Origin of the sequence: Streptomyces sp. NPDC092370 (assembly GCF_044755265.1) — a bacterium.
GTDB lineage: Bacteria > Actinomycetota > Actinomycetes > Streptomycetales > Streptomycetaceae > Streptomyces.
The window spans coordinates 281,727-298,026 of sequence record NZ_JBIVQO010000009.1; the positions used below are offsets into that span (position 1 = coordinate 281,727).

15 protein-coding genes are annotated in these 16,300 nt (G+C 71.5%); 7 read left to right on the top strand and 8 right to left on the bottom strand.

Going from position 1 to position 16,300, the window contains the following annotated elements; genetic code table 11:
- Window positions 1-48: 48 nt before the first annotated feature.
- Complete coding sequence (locus ACIQHQ_RS26570) at window positions 49-1,314, bottom strand: glycoside hydrolase family 18 protein (protein WP_402615929.1); 1,266 nt, start codon at window positions 1,312-1,314, stop codon at window positions 49-51.
- 332 nt (window positions 1,315-1,646) lie between these two features.
- Here ACIQHQ_RS26570 and ACIQHQ_RS26575 point away from each other — a divergent pair, with 332 nt between their 5' ends.
- Window positions 1,647-2,819 carry an acyl-CoA dehydrogenase gene (locus tag ACIQHQ_RS26575; RefSeq protein WP_402615932.1) on the top strand — a complete coding sequence of 391 codons (1,173 nt, stop codon included), beginning with the start codon at window positions 1,647-1,649 and terminating at the stop codon, window positions 2,817-2,819.
- A gap of 388 nt (window positions 2,820-3,207) precedes the next feature.
- Here ACIQHQ_RS26575 and ACIQHQ_RS26580 read toward each other — a convergent pair whose 3' ends face one another.
- On the bottom strand, window positions 3,208-3,642 hold the full coding sequence (locus ACIQHQ_RS26580) for a hypothetical protein (protein WP_402615934.1): 435 nt from the start codon (window positions 3,640-3,642) through the stop codon (window positions 3,208-3,210).
- 269 nt (window positions 3,643-3,911) lie between these two features.
- On the opposite strand from ACIQHQ_RS26580, the gene ACIQHQ_RS26585 reads away from it, so the two are divergent.
- The 4 genes from ACIQHQ_RS26585 (at window position 3,912) to fxsA (ending at window position 8,071) form a co-directional block, all read left to right on the top strand.
- The gene (locus ACIQHQ_RS26585; protein WP_004002750.1) at window positions 3,912-4,352 is read left to right on the top strand and encodes an Lrp/AsnC family transcriptional regulator; all 441 of its coding nucleotides are present in this window, start codon (window positions 3,912-3,914) and stop codon (window positions 4,350-4,352) included.
- Between the two features lie 122 nt (window positions 4,353-4,474).
- Entirely contained in the window at window positions 4,475-6,076 is a 1,602-nt protein-coding gene (locus ACIQHQ_RS26590; RefSeq protein ID WP_402615938.1) for an amidohydrolase, read from the top strand.
- A gap of 533 nt (window positions 6,077-6,609) precedes the next feature.
- A complete protein-coding gene (locus ACIQHQ_RS26595) occupies window positions 6,610-7,413 on the top strand; it encodes a polyprenol monophosphomannose synthase (protein ID WP_402615941.1) in 804 nt (267 codons plus the stop codon).
- 91 nt (window positions 7,414-7,504) lie between these two features.
- Window positions 7,505-8,071, top strand: coding sequence for an FxsA family membrane protein (gene fxsA / locus ACIQHQ_RS26600; RefSeq protein WP_402615944.1), 567 nt, complete (start codon window positions 7,505-7,507; stop codon window positions 8,069-8,071).
- 131 nt (window positions 8,072-8,202) lie between these two features.
- Here the strand turns inward: fxsA and ACIQHQ_RS26605 are convergent, their stop codons facing one another.
- The 4 genes from ACIQHQ_RS26605 to ACIQHQ_RS26620 form a co-directional block, all read right to left on the bottom strand.
- A complete protein-coding gene (locus tag ACIQHQ_RS26605; RefSeq protein ID WP_030247095.1) occupies window positions 8,203-8,577 on the bottom strand; it encodes an RNA polymerase-binding protein RbpA in 375 nt (124 codons plus the stop codon).
- Between the two features lie 266 nt (window positions 8,578-8,843).
- On the bottom strand, window positions 8,844-10,190 hold the full coding sequence (locus tag ACIQHQ_RS26610) for an MFS transporter (protein ID WP_402615947.1): 1,347 nt from the start codon (window positions 10,188-10,190) through the stop codon (window positions 8,844-8,846).
- Window positions 10,191-10,238: 48 nt separating this feature from the next.
- Window positions 10,239-11,006, bottom strand: a complete 768-nt coding sequence (locus ACIQHQ_RS26615; protein WP_402615950.1) for a glycerophosphodiester phosphodiesterase — start codon at window positions 11,004-11,006, stop codon at window positions 10,239-10,241.
- Window positions 11,003-11,656 carry a YitT family protein gene (locus ACIQHQ_RS26620; RefSeq protein WP_402615952.1) on the bottom strand — a complete coding sequence of 218 codons (654 nt, stop codon included), beginning with the start codon at window positions 11,654-11,656 and terminating at the stop codon, window positions 11,003-11,005. The genes ACIQHQ_RS26615 and ACIQHQ_RS26620 overlap by 4 nt, the downstream gene beginning before the upstream one ends.
- A 100-nt stretch (window positions 11,657-11,756) precedes the next feature.
- Here ACIQHQ_RS26620 and ACIQHQ_RS26625 point away from each other — a divergent pair, with 100 nt between their 5' ends.
- The gene (locus ACIQHQ_RS26625; RefSeq protein ID WP_402615954.1) at window positions 11,757-13,256 is read left to right on the top strand and encodes a PLP-dependent aminotransferase family protein; all 1,500 of its coding nucleotides are present in this window, start codon (window positions 11,757-11,759) and stop codon (window positions 13,254-13,256) included.
- Window positions 13,257-13,286: 30 nt separating this feature from the next.
- On the opposite strand, the gene ACIQHQ_RS26630 is transcribed toward ACIQHQ_RS26625, so the two are convergent.
- Window positions 13,287-15,086: a hypothetical protein gene (locus ACIQHQ_RS26630; protein ID WP_402615957.1), complete on the bottom strand. Its 1,800-nt coding sequence runs from the start codon at window positions 15,084-15,086 to the stop codon at window positions 13,287-13,289.
- A gap of 52 nt (window positions 15,087-15,138) precedes the next feature.
- A complete protein-coding gene (locus tag ACIQHQ_RS26635; protein ID WP_030843336.1) occupies window positions 15,139-15,333 on the bottom strand; it encodes a hypothetical protein in 195 nt (64 codons plus the stop codon).
- A gap of 296 nt (window positions 15,334-15,629) precedes the next feature.
- On the opposite strand from ACIQHQ_RS26635, the gene ACIQHQ_RS26640 reads away from it, so the two are divergent.
- A complete protein-coding gene (locus ACIQHQ_RS26640) occupies window positions 15,630-16,022 on the top strand; it encodes an ankyrin repeat domain-containing protein (RefSeq protein WP_402615961.1) in 393 nt (130 codons plus the stop codon).
- Window positions 16,023-16,300: the final 278 nt, after the last annotated feature.

Consider the following 16,300-nt stretch of genomic DNA (forward strand, 5'->3'; position numbering starts at 1 on the left):
GAAGGGGCGGAGGGTCCGCAGCGGACCTCCGCCCCTTCGCTCCGGGTGTTACTTGATGGCCTTGATCAGCTCACCGTTCGACGTGTCGCCGCTCAGCTCCCAGAAGAACGTGCCGCCCAGACCCTGCTGGTTCTTGTAGTTCATCTTGGTGCCGATGGTGGCCGGGGTGTCGTAGCTCCACCAGTTGCTGCCGCACTTGGCGTACGCCGTGCCGGCCACCGTCCCCGTCGCCGGACACTTGGTCCTGAGGACCTTGTAGTCCTCGATGCCCTGCTCGTACGTACCCGCCGCCGGGCCGGTCGCGGTGCCGCCCGGGGCGGACTGCGTCACACCGGTCCAGCCGCGGCCGTAGAAGCCGATGCCGAGCAGCAGCTTCGAGGCCGGGATGCCGAGGTTCTTGAGCTTCGCGATGGTCGCCGCGCTGTGGTTGTCCGCCTTCGGGATGCCGGAGTACGAGGTCAGCGGTGAGTGCGGAGCGGTCGGACCCGCGGCGTCCCAGGCACCGAAGAAGTCGTACGTCATCGGGTTGTACCAGTCGACGTACCGGGCGGCGCCCGCGTAGTCCGCCGCGTCGATCTTGCCGCCCGGGGTGGCGTCGGCGGTGATCGCCGCGGTGACGAGATTGCGTGGGCCGAACGTGGTGCGCAAGGCCTGCATCAGGTTCTTGAAGGCCGCCTTGCCGCTGGTGTCGCAGGTGGCGCCGCAGGCGTTCGGGTACTCCCAGTCGATGTCGATGCCGTCGAAGACATCGGCCCACTTGGAGTTCTCGACCAGGTCGTAGCAGGACTGGGCGAAGGCGGCCGGGTTCTTCGCGGCCTCGCCGAAGCCGGCCGACCAGGTCCAGCCGCCGAAGGACCACAGGACCTTGAGGTCCGGGTGCTTCTGCTTGAGCTTGCGCAGCTGGTTGAAGTTGCCGCGCAGTGGCTGGTCCCAGGTGTCGGCCTTGCCGTCGACGGACTCGGCGGCGGTGTAGGCCCGGTCGGTGGCGGCGTACCCGTCGCCCATGGCGCACTTGCCGCCGGTGACGTTGCCGAAGGCGTAGTTGATGTGGGTGAGCTTGCCGCCCGACCCGGACGTCTCGATGTTCTTGACGTAGTACTTGCGGTCGTAGGTGCCCCATTCGGTGAAGTACCCGATGACCTTGGAGCCTGCGGCCCTGGTGCCGGGAGCGTCCGTCGTGGCTGCGGCGGCCTTCTGAGCCGAGGTCGCCGCAAAGGCGGAGGTGCCCGCGCCGGCCGGCAGACCGGCGCCGAGTACGGCGCAACAGGCCAAGGACACGATGGCCCGGAAGCGGGAGGGGTGGGGGGTGTGCATCCGGTGTCTCCTCGTGGGGAGAGGTGAACGCCGCGCCCATTGGCATGAACGCGGTGAATCGGTGGAGCGAAACAGTAGGAGGACTAGACCAGTTGGGTCAATGGTGCGGACCAATTTCGCCGTCCCGGCGCGCACCGCCATTTCTTGAAGTAAGCGGTCGTTAACTGGTGACGGGATGCCTCCGATCGGGCATACTCACAGCGCACAGCCGCTGGTCAGCAGCTTCCGAGACCCGGGACTGCGAGCATCGGCCAGGCATCAGAACGACCCGGCGGCGCCGCCCCCACCCATGGGCCCGCCCGCCAGTGCCCGACAGGGAGGAGAGCGTCGCCATGCCCGACCGCGCCCCGCAGCCGGTGGACCGACAACTGCCCACGGAGGAGGCCCGGGACCTGATCTCGCTCGTGCGCGACATCGCGCAGCAGGAGATCACCCCGAAGGCGGCCGAGGAGGAGGACGCCGGCCGCTTCCCGCGCGAGCTGTTCACCCTGCTCTCCCGCTCAGGACTGCTCGGCCTGCCGTACGACTCGGAGTACGGCGGCGGTGACCAGCCCTACGAGGTCTACCTCCAGGTCTTGGAGGAGCTCGCCGCCGCCCGTCTCACCGTCGGTCTCGGCGTCAGCGTCCACTCCCTGGCCTCCTACGCGCTAGCCGCCTACGGCACCAAGGAGCAGCAGGCCGAGCACCTGCCCGCGATGCTCGGCGGCGGCCTGCTCGGCGCCTACTGCCTCTCCGAACCGCACTCCGGCTCGGACGCTGCCGCCCTGCGCACCAAGGCCGTGCGGGACGGTGACGGCTGGGTGATCACCGGCACCAAGGCCTGGATCACGCACGGCGGGATCGCCGACTTCTACACGGTGATGGCGCGCACCGGCGAGGAGGGCCCGCGCGGGATCAGCGCGTTCCTGGTGCCCGGCGACGCCGAAGGGCTGAGCGCCGCCCTGCCGGAGAAGAAGATGGGCATGAAGGGCTCGCCCACCGCGCAGATCCACTTCGACGGCGTCCGCGTCCCGGACGACCGGCGCATCGGCGAGGAGGGGCAGGGCTTCGCGATCGCGCTGTCCTCGCTCGACTCGGGACGGCTCGGCATCTCGGCGTGCGCCATCGGCGTGGCGCAGGCGGCTCTCGACGAGGCACTGGCCTATGCGACCGAGAGGCGCCAGTTCGGCAAGCCGATCGCCGATTTCCAGGGGCTGCGGTTCATGCTCGCCGACATGGCGACGCAGATCGAGGCCGGCCGCGCGCTCTACCTCGCCGCGGCACGGCTGAAGGACGCGGGCCGGCCCTTCGCGCGGCAGGCCGCCATGGCCAAGCTGCACTGCACCGACACGGCGATGCGGGTCACCACCGACGCCGTGCAGATCCTCGGCGGCTACGGCTACACCGCCGACTTCCCGGCCGAGCGCTACATGCGCGAGGCCAAGGTGCTGCAGATCGTGGAGGGCACCAACCAGATCCAGCGGATGGTCATCGCCCGCCATCTCGTGGGCCCAGAGGGACGCTGAACTGGTCGAGGCCTCGCCAGGGGGCCGCGAGCCGCATCCACTCCGGGTCGTGCCGGCCCGGCAGGGTGCGGCCACCCTCGGCCCAGGTCCGCATCAGGTCGCGGTAGATCGGCGGGTCCTGATAACGGGGCGGAGCCGGCCGAACCGATTCTGCGGGCGGTGGGACGTACAGGAGGCGCTGACGCCCGGTCGCTGAGGAGATGGGGGTCATACCAGGGCAACGCGGCAGAGCCCGGACAGGTCACCGGATGGTGGAATCGGCCGTGCGTTCAGTGCCCGCCCGGATCGGCCCGGCTCCGGGCGCAGGGGTCCCGCGCCACGGCGGTCTGCGATGCCGTGGCGCGGGGCAGCTACGGGAGTGGAGCGGGCGGGCGGAGAAGGCCCGCGCTCAGGCCGCGTGGCGGCGCATGACGGGGACCCTGATGGGGCGCGAGCCCGGGCCGCCGACGTGCGAGAAGGGCTGGGTCCGCCAGTCGAGCCCTTGAGGGAGCGTCAACAGCAGGGCGGTGTCCTGCTCCTGAGGTTCCACGGACTCGTCCGCGGGGCGGGCGTCCGCGGCCCTGCGGCCGGTTCCGGCGCAGACCGTGAGCCCGAAGGGGTTCCACGGCGAGGCGCACATCGCGTGCTCCGGCAGAACCTCCTCGTCCGCCAGCAGGGCGATGGGCTGCGCGCAGTCCGGGCAGACGACCCGGAACATCTCGAACGTGTCGTAGGCGTCGAGTTCGTCGTCGAAGGCGTCGGGTTCGACACCCTCCGGCTCGGGCTCGACGACGAGCTGCTGCCGCTTGGGTGCGGTGCGACCAGGGCGCTTAAGACTCTGCATTGGGTTCTCCCCCTAGGGCTGGGCCGTATCAGGCACTGCGGCCTCGACCACAGCAAGCACTTCCCGCGCCCCCTGGGCGGTAATCACGAGAACATTACGGAGACTGTTCGAGGGTTGTGGCGTTCGTCACATGCCCCGCGCAGGTGTCCGCTGCGGTGTGTTTGTCCCCCGGACGGCTGACAGCCGGCTTCCGCCCACATCACGAAGCGGGCATGACCTGGGCCGCTCAGGTATCCCGGGAGATCAGCCGCACTGTAGGTTCTTGCGCCATGGAGGAGCTGGACCGACAGATCGTGCAGCTGCTCGTCAAGGACGGGCGGATGAGCTACACCGACCTGGGCAAGGCCACGGGCCTGTCCACGTCGGCCGTGCATCAGCGGGTGCGGCGGCTGGAGCAGCGGGGTGTCATCCGGGGCTATGCCGCGGTCGTCGACCCGGAGGCCGTGGGGCTGCCGATGACGGCGTTCATCTCGGTGAAACCGTTCGATCCCAGCGCGCCCGACGACATCGCGGACCGGCTGGCCGGCGTGCCGGAGATCGAGGCGTGCCACAGCGTCGCGGGGGACGAGAACTACATCCTCAAGGTGCGGGTCGCCACACCGCACGAGCTGGAGGAGCTGCTGGCCCGGCTGCGGTCACTGGCCGGGGTGTCGACCCGGACGACTGTGGTGTTGTCCACGCCCTACGAGGCGCGGCCTCCCAGGATCTGACCGGTCGGTACTGCGGCTGCGGTGCCTGTGTGCCGGACCGCGCCCGCGCGGCGGAGGCGCAGATCGGCATCGTCCCGCGCCCCTTCGCGGGGCGTCGAAGGGCGGCCTGTGAGACTGTCCCCATGAGTGAGTCCCGTGTGCCGCCGAAGACCGTTCTGCTCCGCCGTGGCGAGGTGCACAGCCCCGCCGATCCCTTCGCCACCGCCATGGTTGTGGAGCGGGGACAGATCGCGTGGGTGGGGTCCGAGGGGGCCGCTGACGCCTTTGCCGACGGCGTCGACGAGGTGGTCGACCTCGACGGGGCCCTGGTGACCCCCGCGTTCACCGATGCGCATGTGCACACCACGGCCACCGGGCTCGCCCTGACCGGTCTCGATCTGTCGGGCGCCCCCACCCTCGAAGCCGCCCTCGCCCTCGTGCGGGACTTCGCCGCGGCCCGCCCGGACGACCGCGTGCTGCTCGGGCACGGCTGGGACGCCGCCCGTTGGCCCGGTGGCCGGCCCCCGGCGCGGGCCGAGCTCGACGAGGCCACCGGGCACCGGCCTCTCTACCTCAGCCGGATCGACGTCCACTCGGCGGTGGTGAGCACCGCCCTGCTCGACCTGGTTCCCGAGGTCACCCGCGAGGACGGTCCCCTCACCGCCGGCGCCCATCACGCCGTGCGGGCCGCCGCGTTCGCGGCCGTGACGCCACGGCAGCGCACCGAGGCGCAGCGCGCCGCCCTCGCGCATGCCGTCTCGCTCGGCATCGGCACGGTCCACGAGTGCGCCGGGCCCGAGATCTCCTCCGAGGACGACTTCACCGGCCTGCTGCGCCTCGCCGCAGCGGAACCCGGACCCCGTGTCGTCGGCTACTGGGCCGAACAGGACGTCGCCAAGGCCCGCGAGCTGGGCGCGGCCGGAGCCGCGGGGGACCTGTTCGTCGACGGCGCCCTCGGCTCCCACACCGCCTGCCTGCACCAGCCGTACGCCGACACCGGGGACACCGGCATCGCCTATCTGGACGCCGCCGCGGTCGCGGCGCACGTCATGGCCTGCACCGAGGAGGGCCTGCAGGCCGGTTTCCACGCCATCGGCGACGCGGCCGTGGACGCCGTGGTGGAGGGCGTGCGCGCCGCCGCCGAGAAGCTCGGCCTCGCCCGGATCCGGGCCGCACGCCACCGCGTCGAGCACGCCGAGATGCTCACCCCGGAGAGTGTCGCCGCCTTCGCCGAACTCGGCCTCACCGCTTCGGTGCAGCCCGCCTTCGACGCCCTGTGGGGCGGCGAGGAGGGCATGTACGCGCAGCGCCTGGGCGCCGAACGGGCCCGCGCCCTCAACCCCTTCGCGGCCCTGCTGCGCGCCGGTGTGCCGCTCGCCTTCGGCTCCGACAGCCCGGTCACCCCGCTCGATCCGTGGGGCACGGTCCGGGCCGCCGCCTTCCACCGCACGCCGGAGCACCGCGTCTCCGTGCGCGCCGCGTTCACGGCGCACACGCGCGGCGGCTGGCGAGCCGTCGGGCGGGACGACGCGGGCGTTCTGGTCCCGGGCGCCCCGGCCGACTACGCCGTCTGGCGCACCGGCGAACTCGTCGTCCAGGCCCCGGACGACCGTGTGGCGCGCTGGTCGACGGATCCCCGTTCCGGCACGCCCGGTCTGCCCGACCTGACCCCGGGCCGCGACCTGCCCGTCTGCCTGCGCACCGTGGTGGGCGGACGCACGGTCTTCGTACGGCCGGGCGAGTGATGTACGGGGGTGGCGCGCACGCGGTCGTGCGCCGCGGCCCCGGCGTTCGACCTGCGCATCCTCCGCGCTGACCAGGGCTTTGCCCGAAGATGCGCAGGTCGAACGGCTGTTGACAGGCGGCCGGAGGAGGCCGGTAGGTTCGGCGGAGTCCACCACCGGACGCCCGACCGGGGAACGTCCGAGCACTCGCCGCGGCGCCGCCGGGTCAGGGACGGTGTGCCGCACCGGGGCACCGCCACTGGGAGCCAGGCTCAGGCCGGCGCAGCGCCGAGGGATGTTCCGGCCGGTCGGGGAGGTGTGACCCGGGTGGGGCCCGGGCGCTCAGTAGACAACGGCTTTCGGTCGATCCGCAGCCGGCGGATCCCAGGTCGGCCCGAAGGGCGCCGGGCCCCCATCCGCCGTACGTGAGCACCCGGAAGCGCGTTCCTAACCGCGTCGTGCCGATTCGACACCCCGATTCGAACGCCCTGTCATGTCGGCGCAGGCCGGGCCCACTATGGTGGACGTCTGCGTATGGACATGAAGGGGCAGTGGTGAACGACGGCGACGGAACCCTCGCGGCAGGGGCCCAGGGGAGGAAGTTCGGCCCGCTCGGCACGGCCTTGGTGATCATCCCGACCTACAACGAGGCGGAGAACATCAAGAGCATCGTCGGCCGGGTGCGCAAGGCCGTCCCCGAGGCGCATGTGCTCGTGGCCGACGACAACAGCCCCGACGGCACGGGCAAGCTGGCCGACGAACTGGCCGTCGAGGACGACCACGTCCACGTTCTGCACCGCAAGGGCAAGGAGGGCCTGGGCGCCGCCTACCTCGCGGGCTTCCGCTGGGGCTTGGAGCGGGACTACGGCGTGCTGATCGAGATGGACGCCGACGGCTCCCACCAACCCGAGGAACTGCCCCGTCTGCTCACCGCCCTGAAGAGCGCCGACCTGGTGCTGGGATCGCGCTGGGTGCCCGGCGGCCGGGTGGTGAACTGGCCGAAGTCCCGCGAGGTGATCTCCCGGGGCGGCAGCCTCTACTCCCGGCTGGCGCTCGATCTGCCGCTGCGCGACATCACCGGCGGCTACCGTGCCTTCCGCCGCGAGACACTTCAAGGCCTCGGCCTCGAGGAGGTCGCCTCCCAGGGCTACTGCTTCCAGGTGGACCTCGCCCGCCGCGCGGTCAAGGCCGGCTACCACGTGATCGAGGTGCCCATCACCTTCGTCGAACGGGAACTCGGCGACTCCAAGATGAGCCGCGACATCCTCGTCGAGGCGCTGTGGCGTGTCACGGCCTGGGGCGTGGGGGAGCGGTTCGGCAAGGTCACGGGGCGCGCCGCAAAGCCGTCGAAGCCGTAGCGCCGTCGGGTTCCTTCCCGGGCAGCCGTTCACAGAATCAGCTGATGGTGGCCTTACGCCGCGCTGAGCCGGGGCCAGGCACACTGGGGGCATGACGACTGGCGCTCAGACCCCTCTGTCCCCTGCCCGGCCCAGGCGCTCCCGGCTGCGCACCTTCCTGCCGCTGGGTGTCGCCGTGTGGCTGGTGCTGGAGATCTGGCTGCTCACGATGGTCGCGGGGGCGACCAACGGGCTGGTGGTCCTCCTCGTCCTGCTGGCCGGTCTCGTTCTCGGCTCCGTCGTCATCAAGAGGGCCGGCCGGCGGGCTTTCCGCAAGCTCTCGAAGACGCTGCAACAGCAGCAGGGCGGAGCGATGCCCGAGGCGGCCCGGCCGGGCAGCGAGGGCAACGGCCTGATGATGCTGGGCGGCCTGCTCCTGATGATCCCGGGCCTGGTGTCGGACGCGGTGGGCCTGCTCCTGCTGCTGCCGCCGGTCCAGAAGGCCGTGAGCCGCTCCGCCGAGCGCACCTTCGAGCGCAAGCTCCGGCAGGCCCGCCCGGGCACCCTGGGCGGCGCGTTCCAGCAGGCACGTATGCGCCAACCCGACGGCAAGGTCGTCCAGGGCGAGGTCATCAGGGACGAGCCGGAGGACGCCCCGCGGCCGCCGCTGACGCACTGAGCCGTGCCGTCCCGGGCCCAGCCGGTCCGGCATCGGGCCCGGGCACGCAGAAGACCGCGGGCGCCGTACATCTCGTACGGCGCCCGCGGTCTTACTGATGTGCTGTTTACTTCGGCCAGACCCTGGAGGGGCTATGCCGACTTGCGGCTGTCTCGGGGATGAACAGCGATGTTCATCGCACCGGAGCGCAGAACCGCCAAGCGCTCCTCGAGGACCTCTTCGAGTTCCTCACGGGTGCGCCGCTCCATCAGCATGTCCCAATGCGTACGCGCGGGCTTGCCCTTCTTTTCTTCAGGGACATCGCCGTCCACGAGGAGTGCCTGGGCCCCACAGACCTTGCACTCCCACTCCGGCGGGATCTCCGCCTCGACCGAGAAGGGCATCTCGAAGCGGTGCCCCTTCTCGCATGCGTACTCCACGGCCTGGCGCGGGGCCAGGTCGATGCCGCGGTCCGTCTCGTAGCTGGTCACCACGAGGCGCGTGCCGCGAAGAGCTCGCTCACTCATGAATCGTGCCTCCCGGGCTTGTCGCCCACAGGACAGGTGTCGCTGTCGTCGTCATCCGGTCAACGTCCGGTCGGCGGTAAAGATTCCCGTTCCGAGTCCCGTTCCGGGTCATGCGTCGCCGTCGTAGCCGCCCTTGTTGTACCCACCAGCGCCCGGTTTGTCACATCTGATAACAGATATAACCCAGCGTTTCGGCATCTTTGACGCGCAGTAACGGTCCGCCTGGCAGGCCAAACGCGTACACTACAGCCCTTTCGCCTTGAGTGCTAAATCCTTTCGGGGACCGGGTTCCCCGCCTCGGTGATCGCACGCCGAACCGGAACCCGTGCGAGCAGCCCGAACCCGAGGACGAAGAACGCCACCAACGAGATGATCGCGTCCCGGTAGCTTCCGGTCAGCTGGTAGGTGACCCCGAACAGCAGCGGTCCCAGCCAGCTCATGCCGCGGTCGCTCACCTCGTACGCCGCGAAGTATTCGGCCTCCTTGCCGGCCGGGACCAGATGGGAGAACAAGGATCGGGACAGCGCCTGGCTGCCGCCGAGGACCAGGCCGATCCCGGCGGCCAGGACGAAGAACCACCCCGGCGCCCCGGCCGGCAGGAAGTACCCGGCCGCCAGCGTCACCGTCCACGCGACCAGCGAGCCGAGGATCGTGCGTTTGGCCCCGTACACCCGGGCCAGCCGGCCCATGGTCAGCGCGCCCGCCACCGCCAGCACCTGCACCAGCAGGACCGCGCCGATGAGTGTGGACTGACCGAGGCCCAGTTCCTCGGAACCGTAGACCGAGGCCTGGGAGATCACCGTCTGGATGCCGTCGTTGTAGACCAGGTACGCGAGCAGGAAGGCCAGGGTCAGCGGGTGGCGGCGCATGTCGCGGACGGTCGCCGCGAGCTGCCGAAAGCCGGGGAGGGCCGCCTCCCGGACGGCGGTCCTGCGATCGCGCAGCCGCCGCAGCGGGACGAGGGCGAACGCGCCCCACCACAGCCCGGCCGACGCCAGGCAGATGCGGACGGCCGCGCTCTCGGAGAGCCCGAAGCCTTCGTGGCCGGTGTAGAGGACCAGGTTGGCGACCAGAACCAGCGAGCCGGCGGCGTAACCGAAGGCCCAGCCGCGGGAGGAGACCGCGTCCCGCCGCTCGGGCGGCGCGATCTGCGGCAGGTAGGAGTTGTAGAGCATCATCGCCACCGACTGTGCGGCGTTCGCCACGATCAGGAGGACGCCGCCGAGCAGGTAGCGGTCACCGTCCAGGAAGAACATGGCCGTCGTCGCCGTGGCGCCGGTGTAGGCGGCGGCCGCGAGGAGGGGCTTCTTGCGGCCGGTGCGGTCGGCCGCCGCACCCACCAGGGGCAGCACCAGCACGGCCACGATCACCGACAAGGACACCGAGTAGGCGAAGAAGGACCCGGCCCGCACCGGTACGCCGAGGGGGTGGACGTACCCGTCGGCGTCGGCCGCCGACTTGGCGACCGAGGTGAGATAGGGGCCGAGGAACACGGTGAGCACGCTCGTCGAATAGACGGAGCAGGCCCAGTCGTAGACGTACCAGCCGCGCTGCTCGCGCCTCAGCGCCGCGGCGCCGTCGGCCGGTGGTGTCCGCACGGTGTCGTGGCCCACCCGTGCCCTCGCTTCCCCGCGAACGCGTGGAGAGGACGGACCGGGGTCTCAGACCCAGACGCCGCGGTCCTCCATGACCTCGCGCAACGTGTCGATGTGATCGGTCATGATGCCATCCACGCCCAGGTCCAGAAGCCGGTGCATGCTCTCGGCGTCGTTGACCGTCCACACGTGGACGTGGAGCCCTCGCGCATGGGCGGCGTGCAGGAAGCGCCCGTCCACGACCTGGATGCCGGACTGGATCTCGGGGACCTGCGCGGCCACCGCCGAGCGGCGCACCGCCGCCGGCAGCCCCCAGGAGCGCAGCCGCAGACTGAGCACACCCCGGGTGCCGTACGACGTGGCCAGGCGCGGGCCGGCCAGCCGCTGGGCACGCACCACACGAGCCTCGGAGAACGAGCCGAGGCAGATCCGGTCCCAGGAGTCAGTCCGCCCGACCAGGTCCAGGAAGGGCAGCAGGGCGGCCTCCGCCTTGACGTCGACGTTCCAGCGCACGTCGGGGAAGGTCTCCAGGAGCTCCTCGAAGAGGGGGAGCGGTTCCTCGCCCGCCACGCGCGCCTGCCGCACCACTTGCCACGGCAGGTCGGCGATCCGGCCCGTCCCGTCCGTCACCCGGTCCAGCGTCGCGTCGTGGAAGGCGACGAGCTTGCCGTCCCGGGTGGTGTGGACGTCGGTCTCGATGTACCGGTAGCCGGCCTCCACGGCACACCGGATCTGCCGCACGGTGTTCTCCAGGCCGTCCGCAGCCCCGCCCCGGTGGGCGAAGGCGATCGGGCCGGGATGGCCGAGGTAGGGGTGGCGTATCCGCGGGGTCACGGACGCAGTATCGCCCCTCGGGGTTGAGCGATGGCAACGGCCGTGCTGTCACCGGATGCCGGGGGGACGGCGAACACGCGCAGGAACACCTGCGCGAGCGGGCCGATCGCCAGGGCGTACAGAAGGGTGCCGATCCCGACGGTGCCGCCCAAGGCGAAGCCGGTCGCCACGACCGTGAGCTCGATGCCCGTGCGCACCAGACGGATCGAGACGCCCGTGAGCTGATGCAGTCCGGTCATGAGACCGTCGCGCGGGCCCGGCCCGAACCGGGCCGCGATGTACAGGCCGGTCGCCGCCCCGTTCAGGACGATCCCCCCCACCAGCAGTGTGATGCGCGGCGTCAGACCGTGCGCGTCGGGCACCAGGACCAGCGTCGTGTCCATCGCCAGGCCGATGACCAGCACATTGGAGATCGTGCCGAGGCCCGGTCGCTGGCGCAGCGGAATCCACGCGAGCAGCACCGCGGCGCCCACCAGCGTCAGCACGACGCCGATCGGCAGGCCGGTCCGCTCGGCCAGGCCCTGGTGCAGCACGTTCCACGGCTCCAGCCCGAGACCCGAGCGGACGAGCAGGGCCGAGCTCGCTCCGTACAGCGCGAGACCGGCGTAGAGCTGGACGAGCCGCCGGGCCAGACGTCCCCGCGTGAACATGATGTGCCCCCCTGTGGTGGTAGTGGACTGCTGTATGACACCCTGTGGCTTGGATGGAGAGGCCATCCATGGCCAATCCGGGGAAGGTGGACTGATTTCGATGGCGGAGTGGACCTCGGCTGTGGGGGCGGCGCAACTCGCCCGGCTCCTCAGCTCCCAGCAGGACCGACCGGCTGGACCCGGTACGCGCCGGCCGCCGGCCTATCGCGCGCTCGCCGACGGCATCCGCCTGCTGGTGCTCGAAGGACGGGTCCCGGTGGCCGCCCGGCTGCCCGCTGAGCGCGAACTCGCACTCTCCCTGTCCGTCAGCCGCACGACGGTCGCCGCCGCCTACGAGGCGCTGCGCAGTGAGGGGTTCCTCGAGTCCCGGCGCGGCGCGGGCAGCTGGACCGCGGTGCCGGCCGGGAACCCGCTGCCCGCGCGAGGGCTCGAGCCCCTGCCGCCGGAGGCCCTCGGCTCGATGATCGACCTGGGCTGCGCCGCCCTGCCGGCTCCCGAGCCCTGGCTCACCCGGGCCGTCCAGGGCGCCCTGGAGGAACTGCCGCCCTACGCGCACACGCACGGCGACTATCCCGCAGGGCTGCCCGCGTTGCGGGCGATGATCGCCGAGCGGTACACCGCGCGGGGGATTCCCACCATGCCCGAGCAGATCATGGTGACGACCGGGGCGATGGGCGCGATCGACGCCATCTGCCATCTGTTCGCCGGGCGGGGCGAGCGCATCGCCGTCGAGTCGCCCTCGTACGCCAACATCCTCCAGCTGATGCGGGAGGCCGGGGCCCGGCTCGTGCCCGTCGCCATGGCGGAGGGGCTCACCGGCTGGGACATGGACCGCTGGCGGCAGGTCCTGCGCGACGCCGCGCCCCGCATCGCCTACGTCGTCGCCGACTTCCACAACCCCACCGGGGCGCTCGCGGACGAGGACCAGCGTCGGCGGCTGGTGGACGCGGCGCGGTCCGCGGGGACCGTGCTGATCGCCGACGAGACGATGAGCGAGCTGTGGTTCGACGCGGAGCTACGGATGCCGCGGCCGGTGTGCGCGTTCGACCCGGCCGGGTCCACGGTGATCACGGTGGGGTCGGCGAGCAAGGCCTTCTGGGCCGGTATGCGGATCGGCTGGGTGCGGGCCGCGCCGGACGTGATCCGCAGTCTGATCGCCGCGCGGGCGTATGCCGACCTCGGTACCCCGGTGCTGGAACAGCTGGCGGTGAACTGGCTGTTCGGGACCGGGGGCTGGGAGCAGGCCGTGGAGGTGCGGCGGGAGCAGGCCCGGGCGAACCGGGACGAGCTGGTCGCCGCGGTGCGGCGGGAGCTGCCCGACTGGGAGTTCGAGGTGCCTCAGGGCGGGCTGACGCTCTGGGTGCGCACGGGAGGGCTGTCCGGTTCGCGGCTGGCCGAGGCGGGGGAGCGTGTCGGGGTGCGGGTGCCGTCGGGGCCGCGTTTCGGGGTGGACGGGGCGTTCGAGGGGTATGTGCGGTTGCCGTTCACCGTCGGGGGCGCGGTGGCCGAGGAGGCGGCCGTGCGGTTGGCCGCGGCCGCGGGACTGGTGGAGAGCGGAGCCGTCGGGAGCGCGGAGGCGCCGCGCACGTTCGTCGCCTAGGTCGGGGCGGATCGCCCGTGGCCTGGCGGGCTACGAGTGATCCGCTTCCGAGGGTTTCGTCAGGACCGGCGCCGGATGCGGCAGGGGGTCCTGACCGAGGACCGGTACCGGGCCGGGTTTCGCTTCCGGAGCCACGGGCCCTACGGCCACCGGCACCCGCTCCGGTTCGCCGGCCACCGGCACTCGCTCCGGTTCGCCGGACGCCGGCACTCGCTCCGGTTCGCCGGACGTCGTCACCGGCTCCGATTCCCCTGCCGTCGGTACCGGCTCCGGTTCGCCCGCCGACTGGTCCTGCTCCGGGATCGTCTCCCCGTCCGCCGGGGCCGTCCGGGGTGGGAGGAGGTCCAGGACCGCCTGGCACAGGGCGTCGGGCGTCGCGTCGTCGTAGGGGTTCGGGGTGGCGGGAACCTGCAGGCGGTGGACCGGGCCCATGCCCAGGCGGGCGTACCCGCGGCCGGGCGGGAGCTGGTCGATGGGGGTGGTGTGCGGGGGCGCGCCCAGCCCCGACTCGAGCTGGTCCGTCGTCGCCGGGCCCAGGACCACGCGGGCGCGGGTGTGCCGGCGCACCGGGTCGCTGAGGGCGTCCATGCTGTCCAGTTGGTCGGCCACGACGACCGTCACGTTCGCCGGGCGACCGTGACGGAGGGGGACCTGGAGGAGCGACTGCGGATCCTTGCGGCCGTCCGCGGCGGCCAGATGGGTGAACGCCGTGGGCCGGTCGAGGAGGATCCACAGCGGGCGCTTGGTGTCGTCCGGCGGCGGGTGCCCCGCCTGGTGGGCGCGGTTGGCGGACGTGAGGCGGCGCTCCGTCTCGGTCGCCGCCCACTCCAGGCTGGCCGTGACCCCGGCGAGCCCGGCCTCGACGGCCAGGACGCCGTCCCGGCCGGTGAGGCAGGCGTACTCACCGGTGCCGCCGCCGTCGATGATCACCACATCGCCGTGCCGCAGGGCCTGCAGGGCGATGGATCGCAGCAGGGTGGAGGTGCCGCTTCCCGGCTGGCCGAGTGCCAGCAGGTGCGGCTCGGTGGAGCGCGGGCCCGTGCGCCAGATGACCGGCGGCACGTCGCGGCGGCGTTCCCCGTGGGTGAGGGGCAGGGTGCGCTGGACCCGGGTGGGGTCGGTGAAGCCCAGGACCGTCTCGCCGGGGGTGGTGACGAAACGCTGGGCGGCGATGTCGACGGGCAGCGGCAGGAGGACGCCGACCGTCAACTGATTGCCCTCCTCGTCCCACGTGAAGTGGTATTCGCGGCCCCGGCCCGACTTGGCCGCCAGGACGTGCTCGATGCGGGCGCGGGCCTCGGCCTCGCCGTCGGTGAAGTACGCCGGGTAGCGCACCACCAGCTGCGAGATCCGGCCGTCGCCGTCGAACGCGTAGGTGGGGAAGGCCTTGTCCCACGCGCCGCCGTGGGAGTACAGCGGCTCGGGGTCCTCGGCGGCGGAGAAGTACGGCACGAGCGCCTCGTACAGCGACTTCAGCCGCTGGCTCTGCGACTCGTCGGGCCCGTCGGACGCCGAAGCGGCCCGGTCCCGGCCCTGCCAGGCCGCCGCCGCCATCAGGGTGATGCCGGCGAGCAGCGGCCCGTAAGGCACCAGCGCCACCACCAGGACCACGGAGGCCACCAGGAACAGCAGCGCCCCTCGTCGCTCCTTGGGTGTCTCGGTCCATCTGCGCCGTCCGGCCGCTGCCAGCCGGCGCAGACCCCGCATGATCGTGATCAGCGGGTGGAGGACGTCGGTGGCGCCGTCGGCGGCCGTCCGGGCCAGCTCCCGGCTCCGGGCGAGCTGCGCGCTGCCGCTGCTCAGAATGCGGGGGAGGGGGCGCCGGGCCACTACTGCCTCCAGTGAGTGCGTACGGGCGGGATGCGCACGGGGAACCGGGCCGTCAGAACTTGATTCCGCCGAGGAGGCTCGCCAGGCTCTCGCCGCCCGCCTTGATGCTCGGGGCGATGGCCGTGCTCGCCAGATAGAAGCCGAACAGCATGGCGACCACGGCATGCGACGCCTTCAGTCCGTCCTTGCGGAAGAAGATGAAGACGACGATGCCGAGCAGGACCACGCCTGAGATGGAGAGGATCATTTGAGTTCTCCTGGTTCGCGGGGACAGTCACCATGAGTACTTCCAGGCTCACAGGATGTATCCATACGATAAAAGGTGCAACTGGGTGAAATTCGTACTATTTCCCCTGTGCGGTGGAGTGGCCCCGCGCCCGGTGGAGCCGGGCTGTTGCGCTTGTCCGGGTCTGTGCTGATCTTTACCTCGGGCACATCGGGTCATGTGCCGCGCGAGCCAGTACCCTGGCGATTCACTCGTACGGCTGCGCCCCCGCAGGCGTACACCCTGAGCAGACGCGTGATGGAGAGGCGGTCCGGCCGATGACCGAAGTCCCCGACCCCGAGGTCGTGGAGCTGGCGACCAGGATCTTCGATCTGGCCCGGCGGGGACAGACCGAGGCCCTCGTGGCGTACGTCGACGCCGGTGTTCCGGCCAACCTCACCAACGACCGCGGCGACTCGCTCGTGATGCTCGCCGCCTATCACGGCCACTCCGACGCGGTGCGGGCGCTGCTGGAACGCGGTGCCGAGGCCGACCGGATCAACGACCGAGGCCAGACCCCGCTCGCCGGAGCGGTCTTCAAGGGCGAGACGGACGTGATCAAGGTCCTTCTGGAAGGCGGAGCCGACCCGTCCTCCGGCACGCCCTCTGCGGTCGACACCGCCCGGATGTTCGGGCGGACCGAATTGCTCGAACTCTTCGGCGAGCACTGAGCCGACCGACCTGACCAGGCACGACACGGAAAACGGGGGAGGCGGTACAAGGCCGCCGAAATTTCGGTCGCGGTGGACGAGAGTGCCGAGTCATCATGACGACGTGGTTCACGGACGTGATGGTTGGGCAGAGGTTGCCGCACCGCGCGGGCCGTGACGCGGTCCGCAAGGACCACCGACGAGAGGCAGAGGAAGATGGTCTACAGCAAGCAGGAAACGGCGGGCACTCCGACGTGTTGTCGCGCGGCCAGGTAGTTCACGTCCCCGGTTGCGTCGAC